Below are 18,295 nucleotides of genomic sequence, written 5' to 3' on the forward strand. Positions count from 1 at the left end.
TGTCTATACATATACAGACGTTTGTCTGCTCGGTAAACTGCGGCAAGCTTGTCGTCAATCCGGTTTATGGTTAGCGTGCGCGCTGCCCTTTCGCCATTGACGCTTCATTACGCCAAACAAGGATCTCCCTGTGACGACTCCGCCCGCCCCTTCTCCGCTGGCCGCCCAGATGGGTGACAGTCCGGCGCCGCTCTACGCCCGGGTCAAGCAGATGATCAATCAGCAGATCGCCAACGGAACCTGGCCCCCGCACCACCGCGTGCCCTCCGAAAGCGAACTGGTCACTCAACTGGGCTTCAGCCGCATGACCATCAACCGCGCCCTGCGTGAGATGACCGCCGAAGGGCTGCTGGTGCGCATGCAAGGGGTCGGTACTTTCGTTGCCGAGCCCAAAACCCAGTCCGCGCTGTTCGAAGTGCATAACATCGCCGACGAAATCGCCGCACGCGGCCACCGGCACACGTGCAAGGTCATGGTCCTGTGCGAAGAAGCCGCGGGCTCCGAACGTGCCCTGGCGCTGGACATGCGTGAAGGCCAGCGGGTGTTTCATTCGCTGATCGTGCATTACGAAAACGACATCCCGGTGCAAATCGAAGACCGCTTCGTCAACGCAGCGGTTGCGCCGGAGTACCTGCTCCAGGACTTCACCGAACAAACGCCCTACGCCTATCTGTCGAACGTGGCGCCCCTGACCGAAGGCGAGCATGTGGTGGAGGCCATTCTGGCGGAGTCCGAGGAGTGCGAACTGCTGCAGATCGAACAGGGCGAACCCTGCCTGCTGATCCGCCGCCGCACCTGGTCCGGGCGTACACCAGTGACGGCCGCGCGCCTGATCCACCCCGGTTCCCGTCACCGCCTGGAAGGACGCTTCAGCAAATGACCCGACTGACTGTTCTGCGCGCCGCCGATTATGCCCGCATGCCCTGGAAAAACGGCGGCGGCAGCACCGAGGAGATCACCCGTGACGCCGGCGACGGTCTGGACGGCTTCGGCTGGCGTCTGTCGATTGCGGACATCGAGCAGTCCGGCGGTTTCTCGGCGTTTGCCGGCTATCAACGGATCATCACGGTGTTGCAGGGCGCGGGCATGACCCTGGACATCGACGGCACGACCAGCGAAGCGTTGCTGCCTTCGGACCCGTTCGCGTTCAGCGGCGACAGCCAGGTGTCCTGCACCCTGCTGGACGGCCCGATCCGGGATTTCAATCTCATCTACGCGCCGACCCGTTATCGCGCCCGGTTGCAGTGGGTCGACGTGTTGCTGCCCCAGCGGTTTTTCACCTCCGCCAGCGTGTTTCTGCTCTTCAGCGCTGCCGAGCAAGTGGCGGTCAACGTTGCTGAGTACGCGCCGCAGCTGCTTGAAAAACACGATAGCCTGCAACTGGACAACGACGCCGGTGCGTTGCTGGAAGTGGTGCTCTATGCGCCCAGGGCAAGCCGTTGTTGCGTTATTGAGCTGACCGCCCTCTGACGCGGCGCGTTACCGCACGGAAACAACTCGCCGCATGAGCTGTGCTAATTTGCAGGCTTTTTCAGGGACGCTCAAACCGCCAATGACGACCATCAACAAAAAAGAAACCCCGCGCGCCATCGCGATGATTGCCCGTTTTCTGTCCTCCGAATCTGCCGGTGGCCTGGTGTTGATGGGTGCCGCGCTGGCCGCCATCATCGTGGCCAACTCGCCACTGGCCCCGGGCTATTTCGCGGCGCTGCACAGCGTATGGGGCGGGCTGTCGATCGAGCTGTGGATCAACGACGGCCTGATGGCGATTTTCTTTCTGATGGTGGGGCTTGAGATCAAGCGCGAAGTGCTGGCCGGCGAGCTGTCCAGCTGGAGCCAGCGCGCCCTGCCCGGTTTTGCGGCAGCGGGCGGCATGCTGGTTCCGGCGCTGATCTACATCGCCGTGAACTGGGGTGACCCTCAGACCCTCGCCGGCTGGGCGATCCCCGCCGCCACGGATATCGCCTTCGCCCTCGGCGTGCTGTCGCTGCTCGGCAAACGCGTGCCCACGTCGTTGAAGGTATTCCTGGCGGCGCTGGCGATTCTCGACGACCTTGGCGCGGTGACCATCATCGCGCTGTTCTACAGCACCGGGCTAAACATGCCGATGCTGCTGGCCTCCTTCGCAACACTTGCAGTCTTGATCGTGATGAACCGCCTGGGCGTCCGGCGTTTGCTGCCGTACCTGCTGCTGGGGTTGGTGTTGTGGTTTTTCGTCCTGCAATCGGGTGTGCACGCCACGCTCGCCGGCGTTGCACTGGCGCTGTGCATTCCGCTGGGCAAACCGGAAGAAGAGGCACATTCGCCGCTGCTGTTTCTCGAAGGAAAAATGCATTACTGGGTCGCGTTTGCGGTGGTGCCCATTTTCGGCTTCGCCAACGCCGGGGTTTCCCTGTCGGGCATCACGCTGGGCAATCTGGTGGACCCGGTGCCACTGGGTGTGGCGCTGGGGCTGTTTGTCGGCAAGCAGATCGGTGTGTTTCTCGCGGCGGTGCTGGCGATTCGCACGGGTGTGGCGGTACTTCCCGAAGGCAGTAACTGGGCGCAGCTGTATGGCGTGGCGTTGCTGTGCGGGATTGGCTTCACCATGAGCCTGTTCATCGGCAACCTCGCCTTCCCCGGCATCCCGCACCTGATCGATGAGGTGAAAGTCGGCGTGCTGATGGGCTCGATACTCGCGGCGATAGCAGGTGTGATTTTGCTGCGCAGCCGGTTGAGTCAGCACTGAAAACACCACTTGCTGTAGGAGCGCGCTTGCCCGCGAATGCATTCTGTCTAAAACAATGTATTTGCTGACACCCCCCAATCGCGGGCAAGCGCGCTCCTACAATGTGGTCATCCTCCTGATTCAAAAATTAATTTCAAATCCCCTGCATCCAAATCGCGTCCTGAGCAGTAGTACAGACAGCAGCCCCTTGCTGCCCAATGGATTACCCTCAGGAGAACCACCCATGAACGCCAAAAAACGCTTCTGCCTGACTGCCAGCGCGATGGCCTTGAGCTGCGCGACTTCGGTTTTCGCTCAGGCGGATCTGCCTGACACGATCAAAGTCCCGGCCGGACACAAAGTCAGCATGGAAACCACCGGTGTCGGCGAAATCACCTACGAGTGCCGCGTCAAAGCCGCCAACCCGAATGAAATGGAATGGGCATTCGTGGGCCCCAAAGCGGTGCTCAACGACCGCAGTGGCAAGCAAGTGGGGACTTACTTCGGCCCACCCGCCACCTGGGAAGCCAAAGACGGCTCCAAAGTGACCGGCACCCAGTTGGCGGTGGCACCGTCGAGCGCGGGCAACCTGCCGTATCAACTGGTCAAAGCCAACCCCGCCGAAGGCAAAGGCGCCATGAGCGGTGTTGCGTACATCCAGCGCGTCGCACTCAAAGGCGGCGTAGCCCCGGCCACCGCGTGTGCTGCGGCCAACAAGGGCGCCAGGGAAGTGGTCAAGTATCAAGCGGACTACATCTTCTGGGCCGCTAACTGACACACCGAACACTCTGTCCTGACGCAGGAACTGGTCTATGCTCCTGCGCGGGAATCCCCGATCCTGCATCGGGGACAGAGTTTTCTTTGACGGCTGATCGATTTGTCCGCGCACCAGCATCCTTTTGATTACGAAGCTGCCCTGCATGCCTGCGCCCGTGGCGAACGGCAGGCATTGCACCGTCTTTATGAACAGGAAAGTCCGCGGCTGCTGGGTGTTGTGTTGCGCATCGTGCGTGACACGGCATTGGCCGAGGACATCGTGCATGACGCTTTCATCAAAATCTGGACCCGCGCCAGCAGCTTCGACCCAAGCCGAGGCTCGGGGCGGGGCTGGATGTTCACGATTGCCCGGCACCTGGCGCTCGACACAATGCGTACCCACGCGCGTGAAGTGTCGATGAACGAGGACGATGCCGACGACCATCAGGCCCAGGCCACGCTGGACGGTTGGCAGGACACCCGGGACGCTTTCGATTGGCGGGTCAATCCCGGACGCATCGAGGCGTGCCTGGAGCAACTGGAACCGGTCCGCCGTAATTGTGTGTTCCATGCTTACGTCGACGGCTATTCCCATCAGGAAATCGCCAGCAAAATCGGCGCACCACTGGGCACCGTCAAGGCCTGGATCAAACGTAGCCTCGCCGCGCTGCGGGAGTGCATTGGATGAATGAAACCCCAGGCAACGCCCGCGACCCTGACCTGCATACCCTGGCCGGCGAATACGTGCTGGGTACCTTGTCGGCGCAGCAACGCAAGGACGTGCAGCAGCGCCTGCCCAACGAGCCCGCGCTGCAAGCGGCGGTTGATGCATGGGAGGAGCGTCTGGTGAGCCTCACCCATCTGGCCGCACCGCAAACCCCTTCGCCCCGCCTGTGGCAACGGATCGAACGCAGTGTTGACGCCCTCGAATCCTGGTCACCGAAACCCCGGCAACCCGTGACGACGCGCTGGTGGGACCGTCTTGGCGTCTGGCGTGGCCTGGCCGGCACGGGGCTCGCCGCCTCGTTGGTATTGGGTATTTCGCTGGCGATGCACATCGCTTCGCCGCCGGCGCCGTCCTTTCTGGTGGTGCTGGTGGCGCCCCAGGACAAAGCGCCGGGTTGGGTCATCCAGGCCAATGATCCGCGTGAGATTCAGCTGATCCCGCTGGGCGTTGCCGAAGTGCCGCAGGACAAGGCGCTGCAGTTCTGGACCAAGGCTGATGACTGGAAAGGCCCGGTGTCTTTGGGCCTGGTCAAGCCAGGTCAGGCGTTGAAGGTGCCTCTGGACAAGCTGCCCAAACTGCAACCCAACCAGCTGTTCGAGCTGACGCTGGAAATGCCTGACGGCTCGCCGACCGGGAAGCCGACCGGGCCTATTCAGTACATCGGGCGCGCGGTCAAAGTGATCTGAGTCGCACCGGTTCCCAAGGCACGGCAACCGTAACCAGCTGTTACCGAGCGCACCGCGTTGGGGCGCCGCGCCCTGAAAAGTAACATTCAACCAGTCTTGAATGCCGTCGCACGTCCATCCTGTTGAACCATGAAATCCTCTGAAACGCCTCAAGACAGCGGTTGCCAATGCCTTTTCAAACCGACCTGCTCAAGTTGGTCCCTCGCTTGCATATGCTTGTATGTACAAGTAAAGATGGGTTCGATCTTCGAGGATTTCTACATGACGACTGACAACAACACCCCGCAATGGACTAAACGCCGCGACGTAGAAATCCGCGCCGCGCGTGGCAACACACTGACCGCCAAAAGCTGGATGACCGAAGCGCCGTTACGGATGTTGATGAACAACCTCGACCCGGACGTCGCCGAAAACCCCAACGAACTGGTGGTGTACGGCGGCATCGGCCGCGCGGCCCGCAACTGGGAGTGCTACGACAAGATCGTAGAAAGCCTGACGAATCTGAATGACGACGAGACCCTGCTGGTGCAATCCGGCAAGCCGGTCGGCGTCTTCAAGACCCACACCAACGCCCCGCGCGTACTCATCGCCAACTCCAACCTCGTGCCGCAATGGGCGAGCTGGGAGCACTTCAACGAACTCGACGCCAAAGGCCTGGCCATGTACGGCCAGATGACGGCGGGCAGCTGGATCTACATCGGCAGCCAGGGCATCGTGCAAGGCACCTACGAAACCTTCGTCGAAGCCGGGCGCCAGCATTACAACGGCAGCCTGAAGGGCAAATGGGTCCTGACCGCAGGCCTGGGCGGCATGGGCGGCGCACAGCCACTGGCCGCCGGCATGGCGGGCGCGTGCTCGCTGAACATCGAGTGCCAGCAGAGCCGCATCGATTTCCGCCTCAAGACCCGCTACGTCGACGAACAGGCCACTGACCTGGACGACGCGCTGGCCCGTATCGCCAAATACACGTCCGAAGGCAAGGCGATCTCCATCGCCCTGTGCGGCAACGCGGCAGAGATCCTGCCGGAAATGGTCCGCCGTGGCGTACGCCCGGACATGGTCACCGACCAGACCAGCGCCCACGACCCCCTCAACGGCTACCTGCCAAAAGGCTGGACCTGGGAGCAGTACCGCGACCGTGCGGCCACTGAACCCGCCGCTGTCGTGAAAGCCGCCAAGCAGTCCATGGCCGAGCACGTCGAGGCGATGCTGGCCTTCCAGAAGATGGGCATCCCGACCTTCGACTACGGCAACAACATCCGCCAGATGGCCAAGGACGAAGGCGTCAGTAACGCGTTCGACTTCCCGGGCTTCGTGCCTGCCTACATTCGTCCGCTGTTCTGCCGTGGCGTAGGGCCGTTCCGCTGGGCCGCGCTGTCCGGCAACCCGGAGGACATTTACAAAACCGACGCCAAGGTCAAGGAGCTGATCCCGGACGACGCGCACCTGCACAACTGGCTGGACATGGCCCGCGAGCGCATTGCGTTTCAGGGGCTGCCGGCGCGGATCTGCTGGGTCGGCCTGGGCCAGCGCGCCAAGCTCGGTCTGGCGTTCAACGAAATGGTGCGCAGCGGCGAGCTGTCAGCCCCCGTGGTGATCGGCCGCGACCACCTGGACTCCGGCTCTGTGGCCAGCCCGAACCGGGAAACCGAATCGATGCAGGACGGCTCCGACGCGGTGTCCGACTGGCCTTTGCTTAACGCCCTGCTTAACACCGCCAGCGGCGCGACCTGGGTGTCGCTGCACCACGGCGGTGGCGTCGGCATGGGTTTCTCGCAGCACTCGGGGATGGTCATCGTGTGTGACGGCACCGACGAAGCCGCTGAGCGTATCGCTCGCGTCCTGCACAATGATCCGGCCACCGGCGTCATGCGCCACGCCGACGCGGGTTATCAGATCGCCATCGACTGCGCGAAAGAGCAGGGTTTGAATTTGCCGATGATCACTGGCTGAGAAACGTTGTCTGTAAGAGACCACTTGTTGGCGAGCGTTTAACGCGGTGTGCCAGACAGACCGCTTCGCGAACAAGTTCGCTCCTACAGAAAGGGGCAGCCATTAATTTCAAGACCAGGAGCGTCACACCATGAAAACGAAAAAGGCCCTGCTATCCACACTGCTCTGCGCGGGTTTGCTGACAGCGGCCGGCGCAAGTCAGGCTGCAGGCTGGTGTGAGTCCGGCAAGCCGGTGAAATTCGCCGGCCTGAACTGGGAAAGCGCCATGTTGCTGACCGACGTGCTGCAGGACATCCTGAAAGCCGGCTACGGCTGTGAAGTCGACAGCTTGCCGGGCAACTCCATCACCATGGAAAACGCCCTGGGCACCAACGATATTCAAGTCTTCGCAGAGGAGTGGGTAGGCCGCAGCGAAGTCTGGAACAAGGCAGAAAAGGCCGGGAAAGTGGTCGGTGTCGGCGCGCCGGTCAAGGGCGCCATCGAAGGCTGGTACGTGCCGCGTTACGTCATCGAAGGCGACGCCAAGCGCAAGCTGGAAGCTAAGGCCCCGGACCTGAAATCCATCAGCGACCTGGCCAAATACGCCTCCTTGTTCAAGGACGCCGAAGAGCCCGGCAAGGGCCGTTTCTATAACTGCCCGGCCGGCTGGACCTGCGAGTTGGAAAACAGCGAGATGCTGAAAAGCTACGGCCTGGAAGACAAGTACACCAACTTCCGCCCAGGCACCGGACCTGCACTGGACGCGGCGATTCTGTCGAGCTACAAGCGCGGCGAGCCGATCCTGACCTATTACTGGTCGCCGACGCCGCTGATGGGCCAGGTGGACATGGTTCGTCTGGAAGAAAAAGCCGGCGTGAACAAGACCATCGACATCAAGGTCGGCTTGTCCAAGGCCTTCCATGAACAGGCGCCTGAATTGGTGGCCGTGATGGAAAAGGTCAACATCCCGATCGACCTGCTGAACCAGAACCTGGCGCGCATGACCAAGGACCGCATCGAATCGCCGAAGCTGGCGAAGATCTTCCTCAAGGAACACCCTGAAATCTGGCACCAGTGGGTGAGTGAAGACGCGGCCAAGAAGGTGGATGCGTCGTTGTAAGCGCAAGCCACCAATTGTAGGAGCGCGCTTGCCCGCGATTGCGGTGTGTCATCCGACATATCCGTTGCAGGCATACCATAATCGCGGGCAAGCGCGCTCCTACAGGGCTTTTCGATTTACTGAAAACGCTCCACCCATTTGATCGAGAGCATCTTATGTTCCCCGAAAGCTTCACGTTCTCCATCGCCGACTGGGTCAATGACTGGGTCGACAAGCTCGTCACCAACTACGGTGATGTGTTCCGCCATATCTCCGACACCCTGCTGTGGGCCATCGTCAAACTTGAAGGCCTGCTGCGCATCGCGCCGTGGTGGGTATTGCTGGCCATCGTCGGTGGTATCGCCTGGCACGCCACCCGCAAACTCACCACAACCGCCGTGATCGTCGGCCTGCTGTTCCTGGTCGGCGCGGTCGGCCTGTGGGACAAGCTGATGCAAACCCTCGCCCTGATGCTGGTGGCGACCTTCATTTCGGTGCTGATCGGCATTCCGCTGGGCATCCTTTCCGCACGCAGCAACCGCCTGCGCTCGGTGCTGATGCCGCTGCTGGACATCATGCAGACCATGCCCAGCTTCGTGTACCTGATTCCGGTGCTGATGCTGTTCGGCCTGGGCAAGGTCCCGGCCATTTTCGCCACCGTGATCTACGCCGCGCCGCCTTTGATTCGCCTGACCGATCTGGGCATTCGCCAAGTGGACGGCGAAGTCATGGAAGCGATCAACGCGTTCGGCGCCAACCGCTGGCAGCAACTGTTCGGCGTGCAATTGCCGCTGGCCCTGCCGAGCATCATGGCCGGGATCAACCAGACCACGATGATGGCCCTGTCGATGGTGGTGATCGCGTCGATGATCGGTGCGCGTGGCCTGGGCGAAGACGTGCTGATCGGCATTCAGACGCTGAACGTCGGACGCGGCCTCGAAGCCGGTCTGGCGATCGTGATTCTCGCGGTGGTGATCGACCGCATCACGCAGGCCTATGGCCGTCCACGGCATGAGGCGAACAAATGATGAATGCACAATCCCCTGCGCAGCCTCCGGTTGACGCAGCGCCGAACAAGATCGTCGTGAAGAACGTGTTCAAGATCTTCGGCAACCGCTCCAAAGAAGCGCTGAGCATGATCCAGCAGGACAAATCCAAGGATCAAGTGCTGGCCGAAACCGGCTGCGTGGTCGGCGTGAACGACCTGTCGCTGGCCATTGGCAGCGGCGAAATCTTCGTCATCATGGGCCTGTCGGGCTCCGGCAAATCGACCCTGGTGCGCCACTTCAACCGGCTGATCGACCCCACCAGCGGCGAAATCCTGGTGGACGGCGAAAACATCCTGACCTACGACATGGAAGCGCTGCGCAACTTCCGTCGGCACAAGATCAGCATGGTGTTCCAGAGCTTCGGCCTGCTGCCCCACAAGACCGTGGCGGACAACGTGTCCTACGGCCTGAAAGTGCGCGGCGAAACCAAAGCCATGTGCGACGAGCGCGCCCAGCACTGGATTACCACGGTGGGCCTCAAGGGCTACGAAAACAAATACCCGCATCAGCTCTCGGGCGGCATGCGTCAGCGGGTCGGCCTGGCCCGCGCGTTGGCGGCGGACACCGACATCATTTTGATGGACGAAGCCTTCAGCGCCCTCGATCCGTTGATCCGCGCCGAAATGCAGGACCAGTTGATGGAACTGCAATCGGCGCTGAAGAAGACCATCGTCTTCATCACCCACGATCTGGATGAAGCCGTGCGCATCGGCAACCGCATCGCCATCCTCAAGGACGGCAAGCTGATCCAGGTCGGCACGCCCAAAGAAATCCTCTATTCGCCCGCTGATGAATACGTTGATCGTTTCGTGCAGCGCCGAGTGGCCACCCTCTAAGGACCGACGCAGTCATGTCGCGAGCTGAGCAGATCATCATCGGTGACGGGCCCCTGAGTTGGCGGGACGTCGTTGCCGTCGCGCGCCATGGTGCACGGCTGGAACTCTCGGCCAGCGCCTGGGCGCGGATCGACAACGCGCAGGGCATCGTTCAGCGCATTGTCGCCAATGGTGAGCGCGCCTACGGGGTCAACACCGGGCTGGGCGCGCTGTGCAACGTGTCGCTGGAAGGCGAGCAACTGAGCCGGCTGTCGCGCAATACCCTGCTCAGCCATGCGTGCGGTGTCGGCTTGCCGCTGCCGGACGAACAGACCCGCGCCATCACCTGCGCGGCGATCATCAATTACAGCCAGGGCAAATCCGGCATCCATCGCCAGGTGGTCGAGGCGCTGCTCAATCTGCTGAACCTGCGCCTCACGCCCCAGGTGCCGTCCCAAGGCTCGGTGGGTTACCTGACCCACATGGCGCACATCGGCGTCGCGCTGCTGGGGGTCGGTCTGGTCAGCTATCGCGGCCAGGTCATGTCGGCGTTGCATGCGCTGAGCGAAGAAGGACTGTCCCCGGTTGAACTGGGCGCCAAGGACGGGTTGTGCCTGGTCAACGGCACGCCGTGCATGACCGGCCTCAGTTGCCTGGCGATTGCCGACGTGCAACGCCTGACCCAATGGGCCGACATCACCGGCGCCATGAGCTTCGAGGCGCTGCGGGGCCAACTGGACGCGTTCGACGAAACCATCATCGCCCTCAAGCCGCACCCGGGCATGCAGCAAGTGGGGCGCAACCTGCGCGGGCTGCTGGCCGGCAGTGAAGTGCTGGCGCTGAGCAAAGGCATTCGCACCCAAGACGCGTTGAGCCTGCGCTCCATTCCGCAAGTCCACGGCGCCAGCCGCGACCAGTTGGCCCATGCCACCACGCAGATCGAAATCGAGCTGAATTCGGCCACCGACAACCCCTTGCTGCTGGGTACGCCCGACGCCTACCGCGTGGTCTCGCAGGCCAACCCCCACGGCCAGTCCGTGGCCATGGCCGCCGACCTGCTGGCCATTGCGATGGCTGAGCTGGGCTCGATTGCCGAACGTCGTCTGGACCGCCTGATCAATCCGTCGGTCAGCGGTTTGCCAGCGTTTCTGGTCAGTCAGCCGGGGGTCAACTCGGGAATGATGATCGTCCAGTATGTGGCCGCCTCGCTGTGCGCGGAAAACCGTCAGTTGGCGCAACCGGCGGTCATCGACAACTACGTCACCTCCGGCATGCAGGAGGATCATCTGAGCATGGGCACCAGCGCCGCGTTGAAGCTGCACAAGGTGCTGGATAACGTCACGCAGATCCTCGCCATCGAGTACCTGCTCGCCGCCCAGGCGTTCGAATTTTTCAAGGCGCCGCGTTTTGGCATCGGGACCGAGGTCGCTTGGCAATTGCTGCGCGAGCGGGTGCCGGCCTACGACGAGGACCGCTGGCTGGCGCCGGATATCGCCAGTAGCGTGACCCTGCTCAAGAACGAAGAATCGCTGCACACGATTTTCCGCGCCTGCGACGGACAATCGTCAACCCTTAACCGTCGGGGCCCGAGCACCACGCGTGCGGAACAGGCAGGAGCCAGTTCAGGGCACCCGGCCGATATAAACGAAGGAGTAGCATCGTGACTGATTCAACACTGGCGACCTCGCTGAACCTGATCCCCGGCCAACTGACCCTGGCGCAGTTGCGTGCCATCTATCAGCAGCCGGTGCGCCTGAGCCTGGACAGCAGCGCCGACCGGCAGATCGAAGACAGCGTGGCCTGCGTCGAGCAGATTCTGGCCGAGAACCGCACCGCGTACGGCATCAACACCGGGTTCGGCTTGCTGGCTTCGACACGCATTGCCAGCGCCGACCTGGAAAACCTGCAGCGCTCGCTGGTGCTGTCCCATGCCGCCGGCGTCGGTCAGCCAATCAGTGACGAGCTGGTACGCCTGATCATGGTGCTCAAGGTCAACAGCCTCAGCCGGGGTTTCTCCGGTATCCGTCGCAAGGTCATCGACGCGCTGATCGCCCTCATCAACGCCGAGGTCTACCCGCACATCCCGCTCAAAGGCTCGGTCGGCGCATCCGGTGATCTGGCCCCGCTGGCGCACATGTCGCTGGTGCTGCTCGGCGAAGGCAAGGCCCGTCATAACGGCCAATGGCTGAACGCGGTTGAAGCGCTGGCCATTGCCGGACTGCAACCGCTGACCCTGGCGGCCAAGGAAGGTCTGGCACTGCTCAACGGCACTCAGGTGTCCACCGCTTACGCCCTGCGCGGGCTGTTCGAAGGCGAAGATCTGTTCGCCGGGGCCTTGGCCTGTGGCGCGCTGACCGTTGAAGCGGTGCTGGGCTCGCGCTCGCCGTTCGATGCCCGGATTCACGCCGCTCGCGGCCAACGCGGGCAGATCGATGCAGCGGCCGCGTATCGCGATCTGCTGGGCGACGGCAGCGAAGTCTCCGAATCCCATCGCGACTGCGACAAGGTTCAGGACCCCTACTCCCTGCGTTGCCAGCCGCAAGTCATGGGCGCCTGCCTGACTCAACTGCGTCAGGCCGCCGAAGTGCTGGGCGTCGAAGCCAACGCGGTGTCGGACAACCCGCTGGTGTTCGCCGCAGAAGGCGAAGTGATCTCGGGCGGCAACTTCCACGCCGAGCCGGTGGCCATGGCCGCCGACAATCTGGCGTTGGCGCTGGCGGAAATCGGTTCGCTCAGCGAGCGCCGCATCTCCCTGATGATGGACAAGCACATGTCGCAGCTGCCGCCGTTTCTGGTGGCCAACGGCGGCGTGAACTCAGGCTTCATGATCGCGCAGGTCACCGCAGCGGCGCTGGCCAGTGAGAACAAGGCATTGGCGCATCCGCACAGCGTGGACAGCATTCCGACCTCGGCCAACCAGGAAGACCATGTGTCCATGGCGCCGGCGGCCGGCAAGCGTCTGTGGGAAATGGCGGAAAACACCCGCGGCGTTCTTGCCGTAGAATGGCTCGCCGCTTGCCAGGGCCTGGACCTGCGCAACGGCCTCAAAACCTCGATCAAGCTGGAAAAAGCCCGTGCTGCCTTGCGCAGCCAGGTGCCGTTCTATGAGAAGGACCGCTTCTTCGCGCCGGACATCGACGCGGCCATCCAATTGCTCGCTTCACAATGCCTGAATGCTCTGGCACCTGCGGACCTGCTACCCAGCCTTTGATGCTCGGACAGATCCCGGGAGGGGTCTGTCGGTGGAATGAGGATGGAATGGATCTCACACCTGTAGGAGCGCGCTTGCCCGCGATGGCGTCAGCACATCCAATACCGATGTTGCCTGACACACCGCAAATCGCGGGCAAGTGCGCTCCTACAGGTTGGCGCTCCAAATCCACACCATTTCGCCACAAAAGAACACCAAGGATCGCGAAATGAATACGCAACACGCTTCTCTGAAACGCGGCCTCTCCGCGCGTCACATACGGTTCATGGCGCTGGGATCGGCCATCGGCACCGGGCTGTTCTACGGTTCGGCCGAAGCCATCAAAATGGCTGGCCCCGCCGTGCTGCTGGTCTATCTGATCGGCGGCGCGGCGGTGTACATGGTGATGCGTGCGCTCGGGGAAATGGCGGTACACAACCCGGTGTCGGGGTCGTTCGGCGAATACGCCACCACCTACCTCGGCCCGCTGGCCGGCTTTGTCACGGGTTGGACCTACGCGTTCGAGATGATCATCGTCTGCCTGGCCGACGTCACAGCGTTCGGGATCTACATGGGCTTCTGGTTCCCGGACGTGCCGCGCTGGATCTGGGTGCTGAGCATCATCTTCTTCATCGGCGCGCTGAACCTGTGCAGCGTCAAAGTCTTCGGTGAAACCGAGTTCTGGCTGTCGCTGCTGAAAGTCGGGGCCATCATCGCCATGATCCTCGCCGGTTTCGGGATTCTGGTGTTCGGCGTGGGCTCGACCTCCGGCGCCAGCGTTAGCAATCTCTGGGCCCATGGCGGCTTCATGCCCAACGGCGTCGGCGGCATGGTCGCGTCGCTGGCGGTGGTGATGTTTGCCTTCGGCGGCATCGAAATCATCGGCATCACGGCCGGTGAAGCCAAGGACCCGCAGCGGGTGATCCCTCGCGCGATCAACGCGGTGCCGCTGCGGATCCTGTTGTTCTACGTGCTGACCCTGTTCGTGCTGATGTCGCTCTACCCGTGGCAGCAGATCGGCAACGAGGGCAGCCCGTTCGTCCAGATATTCGATCATCTGGGGATCACCTCGGCGGCCACCGTGCTCAATATCGTCGTGATCTCGGCCGCCATCTCCGCCATCAACAGTGACATCTTCGGCGCAGGCCGCATGATGTACGGGCTGGCTACCCAGGGGCAGGCGCCCAAGGGTTTCGCAAAGCTCTCGACCCACGGCGTACCGTGGATGACTGTTGTGGTGATGGGCTTCGCGCTGTTGTGCGGTGTGGTGCTGAATTACCTGATTCCGGAAAATGTTTTTCTGCTGATCGCGTCCATCGCCACGTTTGCCACCGTCTGGGTGTGGCTGATGATTCTGCTGACGCAGATCGCGATGCGCCGGGCAATGACGGCTGAGCAAGCTGCCGAACTGAAATTCCCGGTACCGTTCTGGCCGGTCGCGCCGGTGGTGGCGACCGTGTTCATGCTGTTCGTGTTTGCCGTGCTGGGCTGGTTCCCGGACACCCAGGCCGCGCTGATCGTCGGTGCGATCTGGATTGCACTGTTGGTGATCGCTTACTACCTGTGGGTCAGGCCGAAGCAGAGCTCGACTCAACTTGAATCACGCCGCTCATGAGTAACCTGTAGGAGTGAGCTTGCTCGCGAGGCGTTGTATCAGAAACGAATCTGTTGGCTGACACTCTGCTATCGCGAGCAAGCTCACTCCTACAGATGCATCGCTAATTCTCTGGAGGCAACCGATGAAAACGCTCTGGCAACACTGTCACGTCGCGAGCATGGCGCACGGCCAATACTCGATCATCGAGGACGCCGCCATCGTGACCGACGGCGCGCACATCGCCTGGATCGGGGCGCGCAGCGACGTGCCGGATGAAGGCGACATGCAACGCGTCGACCTCAACGGCATGTGGGTCACGCCAGGGCTGGTCGATTGCCACACGCACACGGTGTTCGGTGGCAATCGCAGCGGTGAGTTCGAGCAGCGTCTGCAAGGGGTGAGTTACGCCGAGATCGCCGCTGCCGGTGGCGGCATTGCCAGCACGGTCCGGGCCACGCGGGCCGCCAGCGAAGACGCGTTGTACGCCAGTGCCGAGCGTCGATTGAAGCACCTGATCAAAGACGGCGTAACCACCGTGGAGATCAAGTCCGGCTACGGCCTGGACCTGGAAAACGAGCGCAAGATGCTGCGCGTCGCCCGGCGTCTGGGTGAGCAATTGCCCGTCACCGTGCGCGCCACCTGCCTCGCCGCTCATGCCCTCCCGCCCGAATACAAAGACCGCGCCGACGACTACATCAACCACATCTGCAGCGACATGCTGCCCGCCCTGGCCGCCGAGGACCTGGTGGACGCGGTGGATGCGTTTTGCGAGTACCTGGCGTTCTCTCTCGCTCAGGTCGAGCAGGTCTTCATCACCGCCGGGCAACTGGGTTTGCCGGTGAAACTGCACGCCGAACAGCTGTCGTCGCTGCACGGTTCAAGCCTCGCCGCGCGTTATCAGGCGCTGTCGGCTGACCATCTTGAATTCATGACCGAGGAAGACGCCATCGCCATGGCGGCGGCCGGCACCGTCGCGGTGTTGTTGCCGGGAGCCTTTTACTTCCTGCGGGAAACCCAGTTGCCGCCGATGGAAGCGCTGCGCAAACACGGCGTCAACATCGCCATCGCCACGGACTTGAACCCAGGCACTTCGCCGGGCCTGTCCCTGCGACTGATGCTGAACATGGCCTGCACACTGTTTCGCATGACGCCGGAAGAAGCCCTGGCCGGCGCCACGATTCATGCCGCCAAGGCGCTGGGCATGGCGGACACACACGGTTCACTGGAGGTCGGCAAGGTCGCGGACTTCGTTGCATGGAACATCGAAAGGCCAGCGGATCTGGCGTACTGGCTGGGCGGCGATCTGGAAAAGCGGGTCGTGCGTCACGGCGTCGAAAGCACCTTCTAACTGACTTCTCGGGAGCACACTGTGGATAAGGTTCTGAGTTTTACTCGCGGTCGCGTACCGCTGCTGATCAGCATGCCGCACCCTGGCCTGAAGCTGACCGACACGGTCAAGGCCGGGCTGGTCACCGATGCACTGAGCCTTCCGGACACGGACTGGCATATCCCGCGTCTGTACGACTTCGCCCATGAGATGGGCGCCAGCGTATTGGCCGCCGAGTATTCGCGGTTCGTCATCGACCTGAATCGCCCCTCCGACGACACGCCGCTTTACGCAGGCGCGACCACCGGTCTGTTCCCGAATACGTTGTTTGAAGGCGATCCGCTGTTTCAAGAAGGCCTGGCCCCGAGCAAAGGGGAACGCGCGACGTATCTGGAGGAGATATGGAAGCCGTACCACGACACGCTTCAACAGGAACTGGCACGACTGCGTGACGAATTCGGTTACGCCCTGTTGTTCGATGCGCATTCGATCCGTGGGCACATCCCGCACCTGTTCGACGGCCGCCTGCCGGACTTCAACCTCGGCACCTTCAACGGCGCCAGCTGCGACGACGCGTTGGCGAAGAAAGCCGAAGCGATCTGCGCCGAAGCGGGTGAAAACTACAGCCACGTGCTGAACGGTCGCTTCAAGGGCGGCCACATCACCCGCCACTACGGCGACCCCGCCAACCACATCCACGCCCTACAGCTGGAACTGACGCAAAGCACCTACATGGACGAGTTCGTGCCGTTTCACTACCGCCAGGACCTGGCCGATCCGACACGGGTGGTGTTGAAGGCGTTGCTGCAGGGGATGATTGATTGGGGGCGTGAGACGTACGGGAAGTAGTTGATCCGGATCGCTCCCACGCTCCGCGTGGGAGCGGTCCTCGATCAACCCTTCTCTACCATGTAAAAAACCACCGCGAGCACAAAAACCAAACAGCTGCTCATCGTGGGAATCACGATCCAGAGCCTTAGCTTGGCAGGAACACTTCCAACTTCACGCAGATCTACCAAGCCCTTGCCATGAAGCATATCGGTCAGGGTGAAAGCTAATGCGATCATTGCCAGGCGATTAAACTTCGCAACGGGCCCGCCCCCTTTCCACGTATGTCGCACGTCAGAGATGAGCTGACTGTTTGCAAAATACTGCTCCACCTCCCCTAACTTCCAGTAGGCGGAAATGAGGAGTGCAAAGAAGTTAAGCAGGATCAGGCTTGATAGGCCTACGGCTAGCCACCCTGAAATATCAGTGCTCACGGCGCGACATGCTCATATAAGGTCAGAGCACTTTTTTCACCTATGTAGGAACCAGCCTGACCACCTAGATATCCTCCAGCTGCAGACCCTATAACAGCACAAGCCAGGGCACCAACGCCTCCCGTTGGAATGCCTACTGCAACGCATACAGCGCCAGCGGCGTACACACCAGCCAGCCCACCCATGCCAGCCGACGCCACACCTAAAACGGATTTGCTCCCTTCTACATACTTAGCCTTCGTGCATCGCTCTTCCCGCCCAACAGAACAGGCTTCCTGAATCTCCAAAGCCCCGGCCCCAACATCCAGCGCTACACCGACATAAGTCCCTTTACTCAAAACATTCGCCATCTTTGAAACACCTCTGACAGTGCTGGCATATCCGACAATCTCGCCCGAATGGATAACGTTTGCTGGAAATGCCGAGCATGTTCTTGATCCCTCGGTCGTTATTCAACCCCGTACCCAAACGTCCGACTCCTTTTAACTGCGTGTCCAGCGTTGAAAAGAGGGACTGCCGATGGGCGATGAATGCGTCTTTCGTCAGCGCGCCGGACTTCAGGCGCTAATGCAGCGACTCAATATCGTTGAGCGTGTCCTTGATGCCATCCAGGTGTTGGCTCCATGCGCCCGTTACACTTCCGACGCCAATCGAGCCATAACTCATGATGCTTTGCAGCAGATCGAAGTTTTGCGCCATGACGTCGTTAGCGGCGTGGCCGTACGACAGAACGGAATGGCGGACATCGCCCGCGTAGGTCATCAGGTGCCGCTCCTCCCAGGTTCGGGAGGGGGTCGAGGTGTCTCCGATGACGAGCAATTGGCCCGGTAAAACCAGTTGCCTGCGCAGGTGCCCGTTGAGCAGGTCGAATTTCACCCGCGCGTGGGCATCGGACACCAGGCTGTCCCGAAGCGAGTCATAGCCTTGCAGTTTGGGATTGATAAACGTGTAGGGTTTGGGCATGCGCGCAACGCCCCTGATCGTGTCGATGGGGCGAACGATAGGGCTGCGTTTCGATGGGCGTCATTAAACAAAGCGTTGAAAGGGGGTTGAACGCGGTGTTTTCGGAGGTGGTTTACAGGGCCCTTCGCACGAGTCTTACAAGGGCAGACCGGACTGTAGGAGCGAATTCATTCGCGACTACTAAT

General features: G+C 61.7%; 17 protein-coding genes. 15 read left to right on the forward strand and 2 right to left on the reverse strand.

All coding sequences use genetic code 11. The annotated features are described in order from the left end of the window. Positions 1–130: 130 nt before the first annotated feature. The 15 genes from hutC to hutG all read left to right on the forward strand — a co-directional run bounded on the left by hutC (position 131) and on the right by hutG (position 16,734). Positions 131–880: a histidine utilization repressor gene (gene hutC, locus ABQX22_RS06350; RefSeq protein ID WP_349797628.1), complete on the forward strand. Its 750-nt coding sequence runs from the start codon at positions 131–133 to the stop codon at positions 878–880. Further along, a complete protein-coding gene (locus ABQX22_RS06355; RefSeq protein ID WP_349797630.1) occupies positions 877–1,470 on the forward strand; it encodes a HutD/Ves family protein in 594 nt (197 codons plus the stop codon). The genes hutC and ABQX22_RS06355 overlap by 4 nt, the downstream gene beginning before the upstream one ends. An 82-nt stretch (positions 1,471–1,552) precedes the next feature. Further along, positions 1,553–2,728: a Na+/H+ antiporter NhaA gene (nhaA, locus tag ABQX22_RS06360; RefSeq protein ID WP_349797632.1), complete on the forward strand. Its 1,176-nt coding sequence runs from the start codon at positions 1,553–1,555 to the stop codon at positions 2,726–2,728. Positions 2,729–2,951: 223 nt separating this feature from the next. After that, complete coding sequence (locus tag ABQX22_RS06365) at positions 2,952–3,482, forward strand: DUF3455 domain-containing protein (protein WP_349797634.1); 531 nt, start codon at positions 2,952–2,954, stop codon at positions 3,480–3,482. Between the two features lie 102 nt (positions 3,483–3,584). Then, the gene (locus tag ABQX22_RS06370) at positions 3,585–4,151 is read left to right on the forward strand and encodes a sigma-70 family RNA polymerase sigma factor (RefSeq protein ID WP_349797636.1); all 567 of its coding nucleotides are present in this window, start codon (positions 3,585–3,587) and stop codon (positions 4,149–4,151) included. After that, positions 4,148–4,876 (forward strand): anti-sigma factor, encoded by a 729-nt coding sequence (locus ABQX22_RS06375; RefSeq protein WP_349797638.1) that lies wholly within the window; start codon positions 4,148–4,150, stop codon positions 4,874–4,876. The genes ABQX22_RS06370 and ABQX22_RS06375 overlap by 4 nt, the downstream gene beginning before the upstream one ends. 261 nt (positions 4,877–5,137) lie before the next feature. Next, positions 5,138–6,829, forward strand: a complete 1,692-nt coding sequence (gene hutU / locus ABQX22_RS06380; protein ID WP_349797640.1) for a urocanate hydratase — start codon at positions 5,138–5,140, stop codon at positions 6,827–6,829. A gap of 130 nt (positions 6,830–6,959) precedes the next feature. Then, positions 6,960–7,928 carry an ABC transporter substrate-binding protein gene (locus ABQX22_RS06385; RefSeq protein ID WP_349797642.1) on the forward strand — a complete coding sequence of 323 codons (969 nt, stop codon included), beginning with the start codon at positions 6,960–6,962 and terminating at the stop codon, positions 7,926–7,928. Between the two features lie 155 nt (positions 7,929–8,083). Beyond that, the gene (locus tag ABQX22_RS06390; protein WP_349797644.1) at positions 8,084–8,935 is read left to right on the forward strand and encodes an ABC transporter permease; all 852 of its coding nucleotides are present in this window, start codon (positions 8,084–8,086) and stop codon (positions 8,933–8,935) included. Beyond that, complete coding sequence (locus ABQX22_RS06395; protein WP_349797645.1) at positions 8,932–9,792, forward strand: quaternary amine ABC transporter ATP-binding protein; 861 nt, start codon at positions 8,932–8,934, stop codon at positions 9,790–9,792. The genes ABQX22_RS06390 and ABQX22_RS06395 overlap by 4 nt, the downstream gene beginning before the upstream one ends. Before the next feature lie 14 nt (positions 9,793–9,806). Continuing rightward, positions 9,807–11,435 carry a histidine ammonia-lyase gene (gene hutH / locus ABQX22_RS06400; protein ID WP_349797647.1) on the forward strand — a complete coding sequence of 543 codons (1,629 nt, stop codon included), beginning with the start codon at positions 9,807–9,809 and terminating at the stop codon, positions 11,433–11,435. A gap of 11 nt (positions 11,436–11,446) precedes the next feature. Then, on the forward strand, positions 11,447–12,982 hold the full coding sequence (hutH, locus tag ABQX22_RS06405) for a histidine ammonia-lyase (protein WP_349798146.1): 1,536 nt from the start codon (positions 11,447–11,449) through the stop codon (positions 12,980–12,982). A gap of 208 nt (positions 12,983–13,190) precedes the next feature. Beyond that, positions 13,191–14,576, forward strand: coding sequence for an amino acid permease (locus ABQX22_RS06410; protein WP_349797649.1), 1,386 nt, complete (start codon positions 13,191–13,193; stop codon positions 14,574–14,576). A 124-nt stretch (positions 14,577–14,700) separates the two neighbouring features. Continuing rightward, entirely contained in the window at positions 14,701–15,906 is a 1,206-nt protein-coding gene (gene hutI / locus ABQX22_RS06415) for an imidazolonepropionase (protein WP_349797651.1), read from the forward strand. A gap of 21 nt (positions 15,907–15,927) precedes the next feature. Continuing rightward, positions 15,928–16,734: an N-formylglutamate deformylase gene (hutG, locus tag ABQX22_RS06420; RefSeq protein WP_349797653.1), complete on the forward strand. Its 807-nt coding sequence runs from the start codon at positions 15,928–15,930 to the stop codon at positions 16,732–16,734. A 44-nt stretch (positions 16,735–16,778) separates the two neighbouring features. Here the strand turns inward: hutG and ABQX22_RS06425 are convergent, their stop codons facing one another. After that, positions 16,779–17,147, reverse strand: a complete 369-nt coding sequence (locus ABQX22_RS06425; protein ID WP_349797655.1) for a hypothetical protein — start codon at positions 17,145–17,147, stop codon at positions 16,779–16,781. Positions 17,148–17,711: 564 nt separating this feature from the next. After that, positions 17,712–18,110 (reverse strand): hypothetical protein, encoded by a 399-nt coding sequence (locus tag ABQX22_RS06430; RefSeq protein WP_349797657.1) that lies wholly within the window; start codon positions 18,108–18,110, stop codon positions 17,712–17,714. Positions 18,111–18,295: the final 185 nt, after the last annotated feature.

The sequence above is a fragment of the Xanthomonas sp. WHRI 1810A genome (assembly GCF_040202885.1).
GTDB lineage: Bacteria > Pseudomonadota > Gammaproteobacteria > Pseudomonadales > Pseudomonadaceae > Aquipseudomonas.